This window comes from Longivirga aurantiaca (assembly GCF_042660085.1).
GTDB classification, from domain to species: Bacteria; Actinomycetota; Actinomycetes; order S36-B12; family CAIYMF01; genus Longivirga; species Longivirga aurantiaca.
The window spans coordinates 683,508-700,690 of record NZ_JBHSTI010000008.1 but is presented as its reverse complement, the minus strand read 5'-3'; the positions used below and the strand labels follow the sequence as shown (position 1 = coordinate 700,690).

At 73.1% G+C, this 17,183-nt stretch carries 15 protein-coding genes and 1 riboswitch; of the genes, 10 read left to right on the top strand and 5 right to left on the bottom strand.

Going from position 1 to position 17,183, the window contains the following annotated elements; all coding sequences use genetic code 11:
• Positions 1-16: 16 nt before the first annotated feature.
• The gene (locus tag ACFQGU_RS07260) at positions 17-913 is read right to left on the bottom strand and encodes a transglycosylase family protein (protein ID WP_386765187.1); all 897 of its coding nucleotides are present in this window, start codon (positions 911-913) and stop codon (positions 17-19) included.
• A riboswitch (cyclic di-AMP (ydaO/yuaA leader) is annotated at positions 914-1,088 on the bottom strand.
• A 406-nt stretch (positions 1,089-1,494) separates the two neighbouring features.
• On the opposite strand from ACFQGU_RS07260, the gene ACFQGU_RS07255 reads away from it, so the two are divergent.
• Positions 1,495-2,214, top strand: coding sequence for a dienelactone hydrolase family protein (locus tag ACFQGU_RS07255; RefSeq protein WP_386765185.1), 720 nt, complete (start codon positions 1,495-1,497; stop codon positions 2,212-2,214).
• 3 nt (positions 2,215-2,217) lie between these two features.
• Here the strand turns inward: ACFQGU_RS07255 and ACFQGU_RS07250 are convergent, their stop codons facing one another.
• Entirely contained in the window at positions 2,218-3,036 is an 819-nt protein-coding gene (locus ACFQGU_RS07250; protein ID WP_386765183.1) for a hypothetical protein, read from the bottom strand.
• Positions 3,037-3,148: 112 nt separating this feature from the next.
• Here ACFQGU_RS07250 and ACFQGU_RS07245 point away from each other — a divergent pair, with 112 nt between their 5' ends.
• From ACFQGU_RS07245 to ACFQGU_RS07235, 3 genes are all read left to right on the top strand, one after another.
• Positions 3,149-3,340, top strand: coding sequence for a hypothetical protein (locus ACFQGU_RS07245; RefSeq protein WP_386765181.1), 192 nt, complete (start codon positions 3,149-3,151; stop codon positions 3,338-3,340).
• 140 nt (positions 3,341-3,480) lie between these two features.
• Positions 3,481-4,392, top strand: a complete 912-nt coding sequence (locus ACFQGU_RS07240; protein ID WP_386765179.1) for a diacylglycerol/lipid kinase family protein — start codon at positions 3,481-3,483, stop codon at positions 4,390-4,392.
• Between the two features lie 100 nt (positions 4,393-4,492).
• The gene (locus tag ACFQGU_RS07235; protein WP_386765177.1) at positions 4,493-6,484 is read left to right on the top strand and encodes a putative bifunctional diguanylate cyclase/phosphodiesterase; all 1,992 of its coding nucleotides are present in this window, start codon (positions 4,493-4,495) and stop codon (positions 6,482-6,484) included.
• Positions 6,485-6,502: 18 nt separating this feature from the next.
• Here ACFQGU_RS07235 and ACFQGU_RS07230 read toward each other — a convergent pair whose 3' ends face one another.
• Together ACFQGU_RS07230 and ACFQGU_RS07225 are read right to left on the bottom strand one after the other, a co-directional pair.
• On the bottom strand, positions 6,503-7,492 hold the full coding sequence (locus ACFQGU_RS07230) for a L,D-transpeptidase (protein WP_386765175.1): 990 nt from the start codon (positions 7,490-7,492) through the stop codon (positions 6,503-6,505).
• 188 nt (positions 7,493-7,680) lie between these two features.
• Positions 7,681-8,571, bottom strand: coding sequence for a L,D-transpeptidase (locus ACFQGU_RS07225; RefSeq protein ID WP_386765173.1), 891 nt, complete (start codon positions 8,569-8,571; stop codon positions 7,681-7,683).
• Between the two features lie 221 nt (positions 8,572-8,792).
• Between ACFQGU_RS07225 and ACFQGU_RS07220 the strand changes: the two genes are divergently transcribed.
• Positions 8,793-9,455: a nitroreductase family protein gene (locus tag ACFQGU_RS07220; RefSeq protein ID WP_386765171.1), complete on the top strand. Its 663-nt coding sequence runs from the start codon at positions 8,793-8,795 to the stop codon at positions 9,453-9,455.
• Positions 9,456-9,537: 82 nt separating this feature from the next.
• Here ACFQGU_RS07220 and ACFQGU_RS07215 read toward each other — a convergent pair whose 3' ends face one another.
• Positions 9,538-10,992 (bottom strand): aldehyde dehydrogenase family protein, encoded by a 1,455-nt coding sequence (locus ACFQGU_RS07215; protein WP_386765169.1) that lies wholly within the window; start codon positions 10,990-10,992, stop codon positions 9,538-9,540.
• Positions 10,993-11,401: 409 nt separating this feature from the next.
• Between ACFQGU_RS07215 and ACFQGU_RS07210 the strand changes: the two genes are divergently transcribed.
• The 5 genes from ACFQGU_RS07210 to ACFQGU_RS07190 are packed head-to-tail and all read left to right on the top strand — an operon-like array spanning position 11,402 to position 17,182.
• The gene (locus ACFQGU_RS07210; protein ID WP_386765167.1) at positions 11,402-13,087 is read left to right on the top strand and encodes a nitrite/sulfite reductase; all 1,686 of its coding nucleotides are present in this window, start codon (positions 11,402-11,404) and stop codon (positions 13,085-13,087) included.
• Positions 13,084-13,797: a phosphoadenylyl-sulfate reductase gene (locus tag ACFQGU_RS07205; RefSeq protein WP_386765165.1), complete on the top strand. Its 714-nt coding sequence runs from the start codon at positions 13,084-13,086 to the stop codon at positions 13,795-13,797. The genes ACFQGU_RS07210 and ACFQGU_RS07205 overlap by 4 nt, the downstream gene beginning before the upstream one ends.
• Positions 13,794-14,705, top strand: a complete 912-nt coding sequence (gene cysD / locus ACFQGU_RS07200; RefSeq protein WP_386765163.1) for a sulfate adenylyltransferase subunit CysD — start codon at positions 13,794-13,796, stop codon at positions 14,703-14,705. The genes ACFQGU_RS07205 and cysD overlap by 4 nt, the downstream gene beginning before the upstream one ends.
• 2 nt (positions 14,706-14,707) lie before the next feature.
• Positions 14,708-16,030, top strand: coding sequence for a sulfate adenylyltransferase subunit 1 (locus tag ACFQGU_RS07195; RefSeq protein ID WP_386765160.1), 1,323 nt, complete (start codon positions 14,708-14,710; stop codon positions 16,028-16,030).
• 54 nt (positions 16,031-16,084) lie between these two features.
• Positions 16,085-17,182, top strand: a complete 1,098-nt coding sequence (locus ACFQGU_RS07190) for an ABC transporter substrate-binding protein (protein WP_386765158.1) — start codon at positions 16,085-16,087, stop codon at positions 17,180-17,182.
• The last annotated feature ends 1 nt before the right edge of the window (position 17,183 follow it).

The window sequence follows — 17,183 nt, the reverse complement described above, 5'->3', positions numbered from 1 at the left end:
AGGGTCGAGCGGAGGCTCAGCCGCCCCAGGGCGACCACCACGCGGCGATCCAGCCGCGGTAGGCGACGTAGTCCTGCTCGCCGCAGGTGGCCTGGTCGGGCGTGGGCGCGAACGTGAGGCCGCCGAACGAGCGCCAGAACGGGGCGCCCATCTGCCACGCGCCGCGGTAGGCGCCGGTGGGCGACACCGCGGTGCAGCTGCCACCGGACTCGCGCGCCACGATCATGCGGGCGTGGGCGGAGCTGCGCCACACCGCGAACGGCACGGCCTGGCGCGCGGCACGCGAGCCGCGGGCGGCCGCGGTCATGGTCGGGTCGCCGTTGGACGCCGAGGGAGCCGGCGCCGACCGGGTGGTGCCCCGGGTGGCCGCCTGCTCCGCGGCCTTGCGCGCAGCGGCCTTGCGGGCGGCCTCGGCAGCGGCGGCGGCCCTCTTGGCCGCGGCGGCCTTGCGCACGGCCTTGGCCGCCTGCTGCTCGCCGAACTCCTGGAGCTGGCGTCGCGTGATCGGGCCGACGATGCCGGTGCCCTTCGTCGCGCCGAGCGCCTCCTGGAAGCGGATGACGGCGTCGCGCGTGGCGGGGCCGAAGAAGCCCGTCTGCGGCAGGCCGAGGATGCGCTGGACCCAGCGCACCTTCGCGCCGTTGTGCCCGCCGCGCAGGACCTCGGTCGAGACGACGCGCGCCGGTGCCGCGGACGTGGTGCCGGTGGCCGGCAGCGTGTCGGGGAACGCCGTGTCGTCGACGAAGGCGGACGCGCCGCCACCGACGAGGTGGGTGGGTGCGAGCGGGGCGGCACCAGCCGGGGCAGGGGTCAGGAGCGACAGCCCGAGGGCGGCCGAGAGCACGCCGAACGTGACTCGTGCCCTGGTGCGCTCCATGCCCGTGCGGGCATGGGTCGGCATGACGGTGGTCATGTCGTGTTCCTCCGCCGCCTGCGAGGTGAGCTGTCGGGTTCGGCCCGAGGAAGGCCGGCCACTCTCGTGGCTTCACCCCGAGCCGGCCCGACGTGCAGGCCGGCGAAGTGGGTCCCCCGCTCCCGTCCAAGTGCGGATGACCACGGCCGTGGACGGGACTCGGCGGTCCGGTCGTGGTGCCCTGCTTCCCCGCAGGACGTCACGACGCTATCCGGACGCCCGCGTGCCTGTCGACCGGCTGCCCACAGCGCGGGACGTGCGCCAGGCCACGTCCCGTGCGTGGGCCGTGCCCGTGTTCCGCCCCGCCACGCGGCGGATCGTGTGATGTGACTCTCGCCGTCGGAGGCGGTCGGCGAGGCCCTCGGACCCTGCCGACGCGGCCGCGCGAACCCGGTCCCGCGGCGCCGCGCCACAACCCTCGACCTCGGGTTGAGCCTCGATGTCGGGTGGAGGTTGCGGGCGCGGTCCGTGCATGGCCCGCCCAGGGCCTCCGGGACGTGACATGAGGCGACCGGCGGCGGGACCCGAGCCGCCCTACCCTGGGGCCGCCACCGACCGGTGGCCGGACAGGACGGGACGGCATGCCGGATCTGAGCATCGAGGTGACGGGCTTCGGCACGATCCCCGCCTACTACTCCCCCGCGCAGGGGGTCGACGGCCCCGCGCCCGGGGTCGTCGTCATCCACGAGGCGTTCGGTCTCACCGACGCGATGCGCGAGGCTGCCGACCACCTCGCCGCACGCGGCTACAACGCGGTCGCACCCGACCTGATGTCGTACGCCGGCAGCGCCCGCTGCCTCGTGGCCATCGCCCGCTCGATGAACTCGGGCGAGGGGCGCGTGTACGACGAGATCCACGCCGCCCGGCAGTGGATCGCCGAGCGCGAGGACTCGACCGGCCGCGTCGGCATCGCCGGCTTCTGCCTCGGCGGCGCCTTCGCCATGCTCATGGCCACCCAGGGCTTCGAGGCCAGCGCCGCGATGTACGGGCAGCTGCCCCAGCGGCTCGAGTCGGTCTTCGACGGCGCGTGCCCCGTGGTGGCGTCGTACGGCGGGAAGGACCGCAGCCTGCGCGGCGCGGCGGCCAAGCTCGAGCGGGCGCTGTCCGCCGCCGGGGTCGAGCACGACGTGAAGGAGTACCCGGACGCCGGGCACTCCTTCATGACGCACTCGGAGAAGGACGCGCCGGCGTGGCTGCGTCCGGTGTCGCGCCGCGTCCTGCACGTCGGCTACGTCGACACCGCGGCAGAGGACAGCTGGGCGCGCATCGACGCCCTGTTCAGCACGGCGCTGCGCGGCTGACCCCTACGGCTGCAGGAGGTCCAGACCGGCGGCCTGCCCGAGGCGGTGGACGCCGAGGGTCCAGGTGAGCGTCTCGCCGCCCTCGACCCCGAGCACCGGCCACTGCGTCGGCGCGTGCTCCGCGGTCACCCCCAGGGCGGGGACGGCGGCAGCCCGTACGGCGTCGGCGTCGCCCCACGACCACACGGGATCGCTGGATCCGGCGTACTTCTCGCCCATCGGCGCGAGCACCTCGTCGTCGCGACGGGCACGGACGTCGAGCAGGTGCACCCGGCTGTCGCCGTGATGCACCGCGAGCGTCACCAGGTGCCGGGGGCCCGCCGCCGGATCCACGTGGTCGAGCAGCAGGTGCAGGACCGTCTCGGTGCCGTCCGCGGTCGCGAGCACACCCGTCTCCACGACCCGAACGGCACCGACGTGCGCGACCCAGGACGGCAGGGACGCGCGCAGCTCCTCGTCCGCCCCCGCAACGAGATGGGAGGCCTCGCCCCGAACGCTGCGGTGCCCGTGCAGGGCCAGCACCGCCATCGCCTGGAGCCCGAGGGCCGTCGTCCCCGCTCGGGGGTCGGAGACCGCGGCGCGGCAGAACCGTGCGAGCACCTCGTCGGCGTCGGGGCCCCGCGATCCGAGCACCTCGAACACCCACGACACCACCGCCTCGGCGGCGAACCCGTCGGAGTGGACGTCGAGCTTGCGGATGCGCGAGGTGAGCGCATCGAGCGGCATCTCGCCGCGCATCTTGCGCGCCTCGTTCGCGCGCAGAGCGGACGCTACGGGAGCAGGGCGGCCGGCACCGGGACGCCGGCGAGACACCGGACTCATGCGGGGACCCTATAGAAGTCGCGGATTGCCCACCCGAGATCCTCAGGTCCGGATCTGCGCGACCGATAACCACGGCATGACGCCCAACAGTCCGGAACCCATCGTGCGGGCCATGCTCGCAGCGGTGCACCGGCGCGACCACGCGCATGCGGACCGCAGCTGCAGCCCGCACAGCGTCGAGGTCGTGCACCTGGGCAGCGCCTCCATCGCCGTGTGCCACGACTGCCGGTACGAGTCCGGGTTCCACACGGTGCGCGAGTGCGAGCGCGCCGCCTCCGACCACCGCTACGCCACCGCGTCCTGACGCGCCTCCGGCGGACCGGCGACCCCGACCCGGGGCGGGCGCCCGCCTGCGCGCGCTACCGTCCTCCGGTGACCGGCGACACGGGCGACCTCGCGTGGGACGTCGTCCCTGCTCAGTGACACCGCCCACCAGGAGGCACGATGACGGGCTCCGCCGAGACGGTGGCGATCGTCCATCCCGGCAAGGCCGGCGATCTCGGCGAGGCAGCCGAACGGCTGGCCGGCTGGGCCCACGCCGCCGGCGTACCGACGCCGCACCTCGTCCCCACCACGGCCGAGCAGCCCGGCACGGCGCAGGCGCGCGAGGCCGTCGAGGCGGGCGCCGACCTCGTCCTGTCGTGGGGCGGTGACGGCACCCTCAACGCGATCGCCACGGGCCTTCTCGGCAGCGGCACGGCGCTCGGCATCATCCCCGGCGGCACGGGCAACCTCCTCGCCCGCAACCTCGGCATACCGCTCGACCTCGACGGCGCAGCGCGCGTCGCGCTCACGGGCCAGGACCGCAGGATCGACGTCGTCGAGATCGGTCTCGGTGGATCGGTCATGGTCAGTACGGTGATCGCCGGCATGGGCCTCGACGCATCGCTCATCGACGCGCCGGAGGAGCTGAAGAACGCGATCGGCCCGGCCGCGTACGTCGCCAACTCCGTGAAGCTGCTCACCAGCGAGTCCATGCGGGTCGCCGTCGCCATGGACGGGGGTCAGCCTCGCTGGTACACCGCCCGCAGCGTGCTCGTCGCCAACGTGGGCGGCCTCATCGCCGGGCTCGACGTCGCGCCCGAGTCGGACGCCTCCGACGGGCTCCTGCACGTGATCGTCCTGCCGCTCGACAGGCCCCTGGACTGGGCCCGCACGGCGGCCCACCTGGTGCGGCGGCGGCCCCGCCAGGATGACTCCCGGATCCACCTGTCGGGCCGCTCGGCCTGGGTCGTCTCGCAGACCACGGCACCGCGGCAGGTGGACGGCGACGTCGTCGCGGAGGGCCGCAAGCTCGAGGCACGGGTGCGGCCCGGGTCGCTCACCGTGCGGGTCCCGGGCACCAGCGGCGGCTGATCCCTCAAGCGGCGCGGGGACGTGCCGATGACCTCTGGAGACGCCCGGATGGGTGCCGTCGGGGGACGGTGCTTCTCGCCGGAATGGGAGGGATGACGAGATGCGCCGACGGCTGTCGCTGACCGCCACCTTCGCGGCCGTCAGCCTGGTGGCCCTCGCCGTGCTCGGCGCCGCCCTCGTAGCGTCCATGGCCCAGCTCCTGCAGCGGCAGGCGCTCGAGCACGCCGTCCGCACCGCGCAGGCGTACGTGTCGGCCGGTGTCGGCGAGCGCGTGTCCCTGGCCAACTGGCAGACGGGACAGATCGACCCGCCCGTGGTCACGTCGTTGCGCAAGAACCTGCACCCCGACGCGACGATGATCCGCCTCCAGCTCTGGACGCACGACGCCACGAACCTCTTCGACAGCGACGCGAGCACCGACGACGAGCCGAACCACGCCCGGCTGGCCGCCGCCACCGTGGACGGGCAGCTGAGCACCGAGCTCGTGGCGAGCGGCGACTTCGCCGGCGTCGTGCCCTCGACCTCGATGGGCCTCGAGCAGGTGCTGAGCGTCTACGTGCCGATCTACGACACCGCGATGCGCGTCGATCCCGCTGCGAAGTACCAGCCGGTCGGCGCGGCCGAGGTGGTGCTCGACTACTCGCCGACCCTCGCCGCCACGCGTGATGCCGTCGTCACGATCGGGATCATCACGATCCTCGGCCTCGGGCTCGTGTGGGCGCTGCTGTTCCGCACGGTGCACAACGCGAGCCGGCGCCTGCGCGCGTCGTCCGAGGAGAACGCGCGGCTCGCCCTCCTCGACCCGCTCACCGGCCTGCCCAACCGTCGACTGCTCAACGAGCGGCTCGAGACGGCCGTGTCGGACGCCCTGCGCGACGGCAAGCACGTCGGCCTCCTCCTGCTCGACATCGACCGGTTCAAGGAGATCAACGACTCGCTCGGCCACGACCGGGGCGACCAGCTGCTCGTGCAGGCCGCCGACAGGCTGCGCGCGATCGTCCGCGAGACCGACACCGTCGCGCGGCTCGGCGGCGACGAGTTCGCGATCCTGCTCAAGACGGTCCGCAGCGTCGCGGACGGCGTGATGTTCGCCGAGCGGGTGCTCGAGGTGTTCGACGCGCCGTACGAGATCGACGGCCTGGTGCTGCACGTCGAGACCTCGATCGGCCTCGCGCTCTTCCCGGACCACGCCGACGACATGCAGTCGCTGCTCAAGCTCGCGGACGTCGCGATGTACATCGCGAAGGCGGGCCGACGCGGCATGAGCGTGTACGAGGCGGACGGCGACACCAACTCGCCCGCACGCCTGATCCTGCTGGGCGACCTGCGCCGGGCGCTCGACTCGGGCGACCAGCTCTCGGTCCACTACCAGGCCAAGCTCGACCTGGAGTCCAAGACCGTCGTCGGCCTCGAGGCCCTGCTCCGGTGGAACCACCCGCTGCGCGGCATGGTGCCCCCGAGCGAGTTCATCCCTCTCGCGGAGCAGACGGGCCTGGTGCACACGGTCACCGACCGCGTGATGCGCATGGTCCTGACCCAGCAGCGGGCCTGGATCGACGAGGGGCTCGAGATCCCCGTCGCCGTGAACCTGTCCGCGCTCAACCTCGCCGAGCCCGAGCTCGACCGGCGCATCGCCCGCCTGCTCGAGGAGTACGACGTCCCCGCGCGCCTGCTCGAGTTCGAGATCACCGAGTCGGCGATCATGCAGGACCCCGAGCGCGCCGCGGAGACGCTGCGGCGCATCGCAGCCATGGGATCCACCATCGCGCTCGACGACTTCGGGATCGGCAACACCTCGATCTCGCAGCTGCGCGACCTCCCGATCGACACCCTGAAGATCGACCGCTCGTTCATCAGCGACATGACGAACGGCAACGAGGTCCTCGTGAAGGTGGTCACCGACCTCGCGCACGAGTTCTCGATGGTCGCGGTCGCCGAGGGCGTCGAGCTGCCCGAGACCGCGGAGCGGCTGCGTCTGCTCGGCTGCGACATCGCACAGGGGTTCCTCTACGCGCGGCCGGTGCCGGCCTCGGAGCTCCCGGACGTTCTCGCGACGTACGGGATGCTCACGCCGGCCGTCCTGCTCGACTGAGCCGGCGTTCCTGCCCGGTCAGCGCTGGGGGCCCGTGGCGGACTTGGCCAGCCAGAACTTCCACGGCATGTTCCACGGGCCGCCCGGGCCGTTCCAGTACTCCATCGCGCGGCCGGTCCCGACCGTCACGACGGGGTCGCCCGGCAGGACGCGGTCGTAGAACCACTTGCCGTCGACCTCGAGCACGTTGGTGCAGCCGTGCGAGCCGTTGTACCGGCCGATGCGTCCGGCGGCCCACGGCGCGCCGTGCACGAACTCGCCGGTGGGCGTGATGCGCACCGCCCACGTGGCCGTCACGTCGTACTGGTCGTTGGGGTCGGTGATCCCCGCGCCCACGCTGGTCATGCGTCGGGTCTCGTACTTCTCCTGCACGACCTTGACGCCCGACCGCGTCTCGAACCCGGGCTTGCCCAGTGACACCGGGATGGTCCGCACGACCTTGCCGTCGAGGTAGACCTTCATGCGGTGCGTCGCGTCGTCGACCTTCGCGACGAACGAGCGGCTGGTCTTGAACCAGTGCACCTTGGTGGTCGCCCCGACGAACGTGCGGCTCGACGACTCGGCGAGCACCACGCCCTTCATCGTCATCTTGATCGCGATGGTGCTGCGCGACTTCCAGAACGTCTGCGGCCGGAAGACCGCGGTCTGCGAGTCCTTCCAGTGCCACGCACCGCTCGACAGGACGCCCGAGACGTACACGCGCATGTTCTTCTCGGCTCGCGCCTTGAAGGCGACGGGGCTCGAGAACCGCACGAAGATCGGCTGAGCGATGCCCATGACCGCACCCTGGTAGGGGCTCGCGGTGGCCGTGATCGCCGTCGTGGGCTTGGACGCCGGGGGCGGCGCGATCGGGGTGGTCGTGATGCCGCCGGGAGTGGTGCCGCCGGTCGAGCCGCTCTCGGCGCGCGCGGGCACAGCGGCGACCAGGCCGAGCACGAGACCGAGGGTGCTCGCAGCGACGACGGCGCGCGTCGAGGCGCGGCGGGGATGCGCGCGCCGCACGTCCACGGCGGTACCTCCTGCTGGCGGGGAAGGGCGACGCCGCACGTGCGCGGCAGCCGCCAGGGACGACTGTACGTCGGCCGGGGCCGGATCCGCCGCACCGGTGCCCTCACGATGTCCGCTCCGCGGGACACAGGTCGCCCGTGCGGACCCGTCCGTGGACGCTGCGTGATCGGTCCGGCCACCCGTCCGGGTCAGCGCAGGACGACCACGGTGTCGCCGACCTTGACCCAGCGGTAGAGCCAGCGCGCGTCCTCGCGCTTCTGCCTCACGCAGCCGCCCGACCCGATCGCCTTGCCGAGGTCGGACGCCTTCTGGATCGGCACGCCCTGGTAGGTCTCCGGGATCGTGTGGAAGCCGATCGCCGCACCGGTCACGCCGTGGGTGAACCGCACCATGAGCTCGAAGCGCAGCTTCTGCCCTGGGTTCACCGCCGTCGGCGACTTCGAGAACACGCGGTAGGTGCCCGGCCCCGGGCGCCCGGGCCGGCCCGTCACCTTGTAGTCGCGCAGCACCCTGCCGTCGGCGGCCACGATCCACAGGTGCGCCGCCTGCTCCGCGTACACGATCCGCCGGCCGGTCCCGCTGTTCTTCGGGAGGCTGCGGGTCGGGACCCAGGCCTTCTTCACCGCAGGGCTCGGCGCGGCACCGGGTCGGGGTGCCGCGAGGTCGCCGGGGCCGAGCCCGAGAGGGAGCGCCACGGCGACCGCGGCGATCGCCTCGGCCGCGGAGGACGGCTGGGCCTCGGTGTGCGCGGTCGGCTCGGAGGGCGCCGGTGCGGGCGTCGGCGCGGCCACGGGGGACGCGCTGGCGAACAGGGTCCCGCGGACGGCGCTGGTCAGGGGCTGGGCGAGGGCGGAGGGGCTCGGCCCGACGAGGCCGCAGAGCAGGCCGGCCGCTGCGGCCGCGGCAGCGAGGGAGGCGAGCCGCCGACGGGAGAGGGCGCCTGCCGGGGCGGCGTCCGTCTCGCGCTGGGCCTCGCCGTCGCCGTCGCCGGATCCCCGGTCGGGGCGCGGCAGCGGACGCGGCTCGGCGGACGCGGTGAGGTCGCGCAGAGCGGCGAGGTCCTCGAGGTCGAGGGGCACAGAGGGCTCCAGGGAAGCGGGCATGCGGCGCCGCCCGCCTGTCCAGGCGGCCGGGCCGAGCGCTTCCCCGCAGCGGCACCCGAGGGCCCGCTGCCGATCGACAGGTCGAGTGTGCCGCGCAGCCCCGCAACGGCCGCGCCGACACGCCGCCGACCCGCGGGAATGCGTCGACGCCTCCAGTTGTTGAGCGTTCAACTAGATCACAGACCCTGGAGGGCACCGTGAGCACGACCAGCACCCGACCCGGAACCGCGCACGGACGCACCGGCGCCACCGCGGTGCACCCGCTCGTCGCCGACCGGTGGAGCCCGCGCGCCTTCGACGCCGCTCCGCTTCCCGACGCCGAGGTCGTGTCCCTTCTCGAGGCTGCCCGCTGGGCGCCGAGCGCGATGAATGCCCAGCCGTGGCGGTTCCTCGTCGGCCGCACCACCGAGGACGGCCCGGACGCGACCCACACCGGGCTGCTCGGCACGCTGGCCCCGCCGAACCGGGCCTGGGCCCATCGCGCGCCGGTGCTCGTTGCCGCGCTCACCCGAGTCGTCGAGGACGACGGCAGCGCTCGCGCCGTCGGGCCGTACGAGCTCGGCCTCGCCGTCGCGCAGCTGACGGTGCAGGCGGAGTCGCTGGGTCTGCACGTCCACCAGATCGGCGGCTTCGACGCCGAGGCCGTGGTCGACGCGTTCGAGGTGCCCGTGGGCTACCGGCCCGTCGCCGTCCTCGCCGTGGGCCGTCTCGGCGATGCCGCGGGCCTCCCCGGCTGGGCCCGGGCCCGCGAGGGTGCCGCACGCAGCCGCCTCGGCCTCGAGGAGCTCGCATTCGCGGGCCGCTTCGGCCAGGCCTTCGACGGCCTCGGCAGCGAGGACGCCGGCAGCGCCGCCGCCTGAGCCCGCCGCCCGTGCCCGCACCGACGTGCGAAGGGCCGGCACCCGTGACGGGTGCCGGCCCTTCGACGCGCTCGGTGGTGCCTCAGCCGTTGAGGATGATGAGGCGTTCCTCGGTCATCTCCCGGACGGACCAGGCCGGGCCCTCCTTGGTGTTGCCGGAGTCGCGCAGGCCGCCGTAGGGCTGCTGGTCGGCGCGGAAGGTCGGCACCTCGTTGATGACGACTCCGCCGAAGTCCAGGGTGCGCGCGGCGCGCAGGCCCTTGGTGATGTCCGACGTGAACACCCCGGCCTGCAGGCCGTAGCGGGTGTCGTTGGCCTGACGCAGGGCGTCGTCGAAGTCGCTGTACCGGATGACGGCGACGACCGGGCCGAAGACCTCCTGCGAGCAGACCTTCATGTCCGGAGTCGCGCCGTCGACCAGCGTGGGGAGCAGGACGCCGTCGGCGCCGATCTCCCCGCCCGCCGCCACGGTGGCGCCCTGCTCGGCCGCCTCCTTGACCCAGCCGGCCACGCGGTCGCGCTCACCGGTGTTGATCAGCGCCGACACGTCGGTGGCCTCGTCGAGCGGGTCGCCCACCACGATCGTCCTCACCGCGGCCGCGAGCTCGGACACGACCTCGTCGGCGATCGACTCGTGCACGAACAGGCGCTGGGTGGAGATGCACGACTGCCCCGCGTGGCTGAACCCCGCGACCTTCACCTTCGCCACCGCCGTGCGCCAGTCGCCGTCCGCCTCCAGGATCAGCGGCGCGTTGTTGCCCAGCTCCAGCCCGACCCGCTTGCGCGGCGCCCGGGCCCGGATGCCCCAGCCCACCTCGGGCGAGCCCGTGAACGTGATGAGCGCGATGTCCTCGTGGTCGACGATCGGGTTGCCGACCTTGGATCCGCCGCCGGTGACCACGTGCAGGTAGCCCGCGGGAAGGCCCGCCTCGAACAGCACCCGCGCCAGCAGGATCGAGGAGAACGGCGTCTGGCTCGCCGGCTTGAGCACCACCGGGCAGCCCGCCGCGATCGCCGGACCGAGCTTGTGGGCCACGAGGTTCAGCGGGAAGTTGAACGGCGCGATCGCCCCCACCACGCCCACCGGCACGCGCAGGATGAACGCGAGCTTCCCCATGCCCGCGGCCGACGCCTCCATCGGCACGACCTCGCCGGCGAGGGTGCGCGCGACCGCCGCGGAGAACTGCAGCGTCGACACCGCCCGTTGCGCCTCGGCGCGCGCCGTGCGGATCGGCTTGGCCGCCTCGAGCGCGATGCAGCGGGCGAACTCCTCCTCGCGCTCGGCGAGCAGCAGCGCCGCCTTGTCCAGGATCTCCGCCCGCTTCCACTGAGGCAGCGGGTTCTCGTGCAGGGCCTTCTTCGCCGCGGCGACCGCGCGGTCGACCTCCTCGGCGCCGAGGGCCGGGACCGAGCCGAGCAGCGTGCCGTCGTACGGCGCGCGCACCTCGATCGCCTCGGTGCCGGCGACGAGCTCGCCGTCGATCGGGACAGGGGTGACGGTGCCGGCGTCGATGCCGGGGATGGTGGGAGTGCTCATGGCGGCGAACCTAGCGCCCGTGTCGAGGGTGCGGGACCCGCCCGCACGGAAGGTCTCCTCACACCTGCTCGCCGCCCGGGACACCCTGGCTGCGGTCCTGCGAAGTCTTCGCACCTGACGCCGACGGCCAGCACCGGTCCGGAGTGCGAGACGAAGCCGTCCGGGAGTTGATCGCAGGTGAGGCGACCCTCACTGTGGGTCCCATGTCCGCGCACAACGCCCTCGTGGTTCGACGTCATGTCGACCACATGCGTGTTGCCAGCGCGATGTGTCTGCCCGTCGGCTGACCGTCCCCGCCTGCCCTGGCACTGGACGAGCGATGCCGTCCGGGCCCGGGTAGCCGTCCTCCCACGACGCGCCGACCCCTGCTGCTCCGCGACGTCCTCCTCGTCCCCATCGAGGAGATCCCGTGGCCCCTGAGCCCACCGCACCCGCCCGTACGCCGAAGGCCCGCCCCGAGGGCGGTCACGGCCAGTGGGGCCTCGGCGAGACCGCGCCCCTGAACGCGAACGAGACGTTCAAGCGCGAGGACGACGGCCTCAACGTGCGCGCCCGCATCGAGGGCACCTACGCCGACGCCGGGTTCGCCTCGATCGACCCGAGCGACCTGCGCGGGCGGATGCGCTGGTGGGGGCTCTACACCCAGCGCAAGCCCGGGATCGACGGCGGCAGGACGGCCTCGCTCGAGCCGGACGAGCTCGACGACGAGTACTTCATGCTCCGCATCCGCAGCGACGGCGGCATCCTCTCCCCCGAGCAGCTGCGCGCCATCGCGGACGTGTCGCAGACCTACGCACGCGACACCGCCGACATCACCGACCGCCAGAACGTGCAGCTGCACTGGGTGCGCATCGAGGACGTGCCCGCGATCTGGCAGCGGCTCGAGGGCGTCGGCCTCACCACCAGCGAGGCGTGCGGCGACACGCCTCGCGTGGTCCTCGGCTCCCCCGTGGCCGGCGTCGCGGCCGACGAGATCATCGACGGCACCCCCGCGATCGAGGAGATCGTGCGCCGGTACGTCGGCGACCCGCGCTTCTCGAACCTCCCGCGCAAGTTCAAGTCGGCGGTCTCGGGATCGCCGCGCCAGGACGTCGCGCACGAGATCAACGACGTCTCGTTCATCGGTGTCGTCCACCCCGAGCACGGCCCCGGGTTCGACGTGTACGTCGGCGGCGGGCTCTCGACCAACCCGTTGCTCGCCCAGCGCCTCGGCGTGTGGGTCCCGCTCGAGGAGGTCGCCGACGTGTGGGAGGCCGTGATCTCGGTCTTCCGCGACTACGGCTACCGCCGACTGCGCACCCGTGCCCGCCTGAAGTTCCTCGTCTCGGACTGGGGCGCCGCGAAGGTGCGCGAGGTCATCGAGACGCAGTACCTGAAGCGCACGCTGCTCGACGGGCCCGCTGCCGCGCCGTACCCGGGCCGCCGCGACCACGTCGGCGTCTACCCGCAGCAGGACGGCCTGTCGTACGTCGGCGCCGCACCCACGGTCGGCCGCGTCAGCGGCACCGTGCTGCACCGCATCGCCGACCTCGCCGAGGCGCACGGGACCGGACGCATCCGCCTCACCGCGCAGCAGAAGCTCGTGGTGCTCGACGTCCCCGAGGCCGAGGTCGAGCCGCTCGTTGCCGGGCTCCACGAGCTCGGGCTCGAGGTGCGCCCGAGCGAGTTCCGCCGCGGCACGATGGCCTGCACCGGCATCGAGTTCTGCAAGCTCGCGATCGTCGAGACCAAGGGCAACGCGGCCTCTCTCGTCGCACAGCTCGAGGACCGGCTGCCCACCTTCGACTCGCCCCTGTCGATCCACGTGAACGGCTGCCCCAACTCGTGCGCCCGCATCCAGGTGGCCGACATCGGCCTCAAGGGGATGCTCGTCACCGACGCCGACGGCAACCAGGCCGAGGGCTTCCAGGTGCACCTCGGCGGCGAGCTCGGGCCCGACGCCGGTCTCGGCCGCAAGCCCCGCGGCCTCAAGGTGAGCGCGGCCGAGCTGCCCGACTACGTCGAGCGCGTGGTGGGCCGCTTCACCGAGCAGCGCGAGGGCGACGAGTCGTTCGGCTCGTGGGCCCGCCGTGCCGACGAGGAGGCACTGGCATGACCGCTCCCACCGAGACGCTGCGCTCGCAGGTGCAGGACGGCGCCGCGCTGGTCGCCGCGGTCGGCGACGACGTCGTCGAGCAGGCGAAGGTGTCGCTGCGCTGGGCGCGCCAGACCTTCGGCGACAACCTCGTCGTCGCGAGCTCGATGGGCGACGAGGTGCTCGTGCACCTCGCGTCGGTCGACGCGCCCGGAGTCGACGTCCTGTTCCTCGACACGGGGTACCACTTTCCGGAGACGATCGGCACGCGCGACGCCGTCGACGCGGTCTACGACATCCACGTGAAGACGATCCTGCCGCTGCTGAGCATCGAGCAGCAGGCCCGCCTGCACGGCGAGGACCTGTTCGCGCGCGACCCCGACGCGTGCTGCGCGATCCGCAAGGTCGAGCCGCTCGAGCGCGGGCTGTCGCCGTACGACGCCTGGGTCACGGGCATGCGCCGCGAGGACGCCCCGACCCGCAAGGACATCGACGTCGTGGGCTGGGATGCGCGCCGCGACAAGGTGAAGCTCAACCCGCTCGCCGCCTGGACGCAGGACGACGTCGACGCGTACGCCGCGGCGAACGGCGTGCTCATGAACCCGCTGCGCCAGATCGGCTACGCGTCGATCGGCTGCGCACCGTGCACCCGGCCCGTGGCCGAGGGCGAGGACCCCCGCGCGGGCCGCTGGAGCGGCACCGGCAAGACCGAGTGCGGGCTGCACACGTGAGCGCGACGTCGACGCGCCGCCTCAGCCAGCTCGACACCCTCGAGGCCGAGGCGGTGCACATCATCCGCGAGGTCGCGGGCGAGCTCGAGCGACCGGTGCTGCTGTTCAGCGGCGGCAAGGACTCGGTCGTGATGCTGCATCTCGCGGCGAAGGCGTTCGCGCCCGCGGCGGTGCCGTTCCCGGTGCTGCACGTCGACACCGGCCACAACTTCCCCGAGGTCATCGCCTTCCGCGACGAGGCCGTCGAGCGCTACGGCGTGCGCCTGATCGTGCAGTCGGTGCAGGACTACATCGACAACGGGAAGCTGCGCGAGCGCCCGGACGGCACGCGCAACCCCCTGCAGACCGTGCCGCTGCTCGACGCGATCGAGGGCGGGAAGTTCGACTCCGTCTTCGGCGGCGGGCGGCGCGACGAGGAGAAGGCGCGCGCCAAGGAGCGCGTGTTCTCCCTGCGCGATGAGTTCGGCCAGTGGGACCCGCGCCGCCAGCGCCCCGAGCTGTGGGACCTCTACAACGGCCGCCACCGCGCCGGGGAGCACGTGCGCGTCTTCCCGCTGTCGAACTGGACCGAGGTCGACATCTGGGAGTACGTGCTCCGCGAGGGCATCGAGCTGCCGTCGATCTACTACGCGCACGAGCGCGACGTGTTCCTGCGCGACGGCATGTGGCTCACCGCCGGCGGGTGGGGCGGCCCCCAGGGCGACGAGGTCGTGCAGCGCCGCACGATCCGCTACCGCACGGTCGGCGACATGTCCTGCACGGGCGCGGTCGACTCGACGGCGTCCAGCGTCGCCGAGGTGATCGCCGAGGTCGCCGTCAGCACCATCACCGAGCGCGGCGCCACCCGCGCCGACGACCGCCTCACCGAGGCAGCCATGGAAGACCGCAAGCGCGAGGGGTACTTCTAGCCATGACCGCACTCCACGAGAACGCGGCCGACCTGCTCAGCCACGGGGCCGGCGACGCTCCGCACGAGCTCCTGCGGTTCGCCACCGCCGGCTCGGTCGACGACGGCAAGTCGACCCTCGTCGGCCGGCTGCTGCACGACACGAAGTCGGTGCTCGCCGACACCCTCGCCGCGGTCGAGCGCGCGTCGCTGGCCAAGGGCTTCGACGGCGCCGACCTCGCGCTGCTCACCGACGGCCTCCGCGCCGAGCGCGAGCAGGGCATCACGATCGACGTCGCCTACCGCTACTTCACGACGGCGACGCGGTCGTTCATCCTCGCCGACACCCCGGGGCACGTGCAGTACACGCGCAACATGGTCACGGGTGCCTCGACCGCCGAGCTCGCGCTCGTGCTCGTCGACGCGCGGCACGGCGTCGTCGAGCAGACCCGCCGGCACGCCGCCGCCGCCGCACTCCTCGGGGTGCGGCACGTCGCGCTCGCGGTGAACAAGATGGACCTCGTCGGCTTCGACGAGGCCGTGTTCACCGCGATCCGCGACGAGTTCGTCGCCCTGGCCGCCACCCTCGGGGTGCAGGACGTCGTCGCCATCCCGCTCTCGGCGCTCCAGGGCGACAACGTGGTCGACCGCTCGGGGCGCACCCCCTGGTACGACGGCCCGACGCTGCTCCAGCACCTCGAGGCCGTCCCGGTCGGCGAGGACCCTGCGGCAGAGCCCTTCCGCTTCCCGGTCCAGTACGTCATCCGTCCTCAGACCGAGGAGCACCCCGACCACCGCGGCTATGCGGGCCGCGTGGCGCACGGGGTCGTGCGCGTCGGAGATCCCGTCGTCGTCCTGCCGTCGGGGCGGACCACCACCGTGGCCGCCATCGACGGGCTCGACGGACCTCTCCTCGAGGCGTTCGCGCCGCAGTCGGTGTCGCTGCGCCTCACCGACGACGTCGACATCTCGCGCGGCGACCTCATCGCCGCGTCCGACGACGCCGCCACGGCGTCGCCGGACCTCGAGGGCGACGTCTGCGTGCTGTCCGAGCGTGCGATCGCCGCAGGCGACCGTGTGCTGCTGCGCCACGGCACCCGCACCGTGCGGGCCCGGGTGCAGTCGGTCGTGTCGCGCCTCGACCTCGAGACCCTGCAGGCCTCGCCGTACGACCAGGCGCTGGTGCTGAACGACATCGGACGCATCACCCTCCGGCTCGCCGAGCCGGTCGCCGCGGACGACTACTCGCGGCTCCGTCGTACGGGCGCCTTCCTGCTCGTCGACGACCAGGAGGGCTCGACCCTCGCGGCCGGCATGGCCGTCGTCGCGCGATGTACCGAGGACTGACAGGTCCTCTTCGCGCACGACATCCCATCCGTCCGTACGAAAGGTTCGATCCAGATGACCAGCACCACCAGAACTCCGGGGTCCCGTCTCCGACGCACGCTCGCCGCGTCCGCCGCCGCCCTGCTCGTCGCCGTGGGCCTCGCCGCCTGCGGCACGTCGAGCGCCGACGACGTCGCGGTGAGCGGGAACGGTGAGGCCGAGACGCTGCGCCTCGGCTACTTCGCGAACATCACGCACGCCCTGCCGCTCGTCGGCGTCCAGGACGGCACATACGCGAAGGCTCTCGGCTCCACCAAGCTCGAGACCCAGATCTTCAACGCGGGCCCGGCTGCCGTCGAGGCGCTGTTCGCCGGCGCCCTCGACGCGACGTACATCGGCCCCAACCCGGCCATCAACGCCTTCGTGAAGAGCAACGGCGAGGCCGTCCGCATCGTCGCGGGAGCCTCGAGCGGCGGCGCCCAGCTCGTCGTCCAGCCGGACATCACGAGCGCGGCCGACCTCAAGGGCAAGACGGTCGCCACCCCGCAGCTCGGCGGCACGCAGGACGTCGCCCTGCGCTACTGGCTGAAGCAGCAGGGCCTGTCGGCCCCGGTGCAGGGTGCCGGCGACGTGACCGTGGCGCCGCAGGAGAACGCCCAGACCCTCGACCTGTTCAAGGCGGGCGACATCGCCGGTGCCTGGGTGCCGGAGCCGTGGGCGTCGCGCCTCGTGCTCGAGGGCGGCGGCAAGGTGCTCGTGGACGAGAAGGACCTGTGGCCGGACGGCGCCTTCGTCACCACGCACCTCATCGTCTCGACCGAGTACCTGAAGAAGTACCCCGGCACGATCACGAAGCTGCTCACGGCCGAGGCCGACACCCTCGACGCCGTGACCAAGGACGCCGCGAAGGCCAAGGAGTCGGCGAACGCCGCACTGCTCGAGCTCACCGGCAAGCAGCTCAAGCCCGAGGTGCTCGACCGGGCGTGGGAGAACCTCACCCTCACGCTCGACCCGATCGCCTCGACGCTGCAGGTCTCCGCCGACCACGGTGTCGAGGTCGGCACCACCACCAAGGCCGACCTCAACGGCATCTACGACCTGGCCCTGCTCAACGCCGTGCTCAAGGCGCGCGGCGGTGCAGCGGTCTCGGCCGCAGGTCTCGGGACGGAGTGAT

Bases quoted from the DNA above. Each gene is read 5' to 3' on its own strand.
- ACFQGU_RS07190 (WP_386765158.1), top strand. From the start codon at position 16,085: ATGACCAGCACCACCAGAACTCCGGGGTCCCGTCTCCGACGCACGCTC.
- ACFQGU_RS07215 (WP_386765169.1), bottom strand. From the start codon at position 10,992: ATGAGCACTCCCACCATCCCCGGCATCGACGCCGGCACCGTCACCCCT.
- ACFQGU_RS07250 (WP_386765183.1), bottom strand. From the start codon at position 3,036: ATGAGTCCGGTGTCTCGCCGGCGTCCCGGTGCCGGCCGCCCTGCTCCC.
- ACFQGU_RS07245 (WP_386765181.1), top strand. From the start codon at position 3,149: ATGCTCGCAGCGGTGCACCGGCGCGACCACGCGCATGCGGACCGCAGC.
- ACFQGU_RS07205 (WP_386765165.1), top strand. From the start codon at position 13,084: ATGACCGCTCCCACCGAGACGCTGCGCTCGCAGGTGCAGGACGGCGCC.
- ACFQGU_RS07255 (WP_386765185.1), top strand. From the start codon at position 1,495: ATGCCGGATCTGAGCATCGAGGTGACGGGCTTCGGCACGATCCCCGCC.
- ACFQGU_RS07195 (WP_386765160.1), top strand. From the start codon at position 14,708: ATGACCGCACTCCACGAGAACGCGGCCGACCTGCTCAGCCACGGGGCC.
- ACFQGU_RS07235 (WP_386765177.1), top strand. From the start codon at position 4,493: ATGCGCCGACGGCTGTCGCTGACCGCCACCTTCGCGGCCGTCAGCCTG.
- ACFQGU_RS07240 (WP_386765179.1), top strand. From the start codon at position 3,481: ATGACGGGCTCCGCCGAGACGGTGGCGATCGTCCATCCCGGCAAGGCC.
- ACFQGU_RS07260 (WP_386765187.1), bottom strand. From the start codon at position 913: ATGACCACCGTCATGCCGACCCATGCCCGCACGGGCATGGAGCGCACC.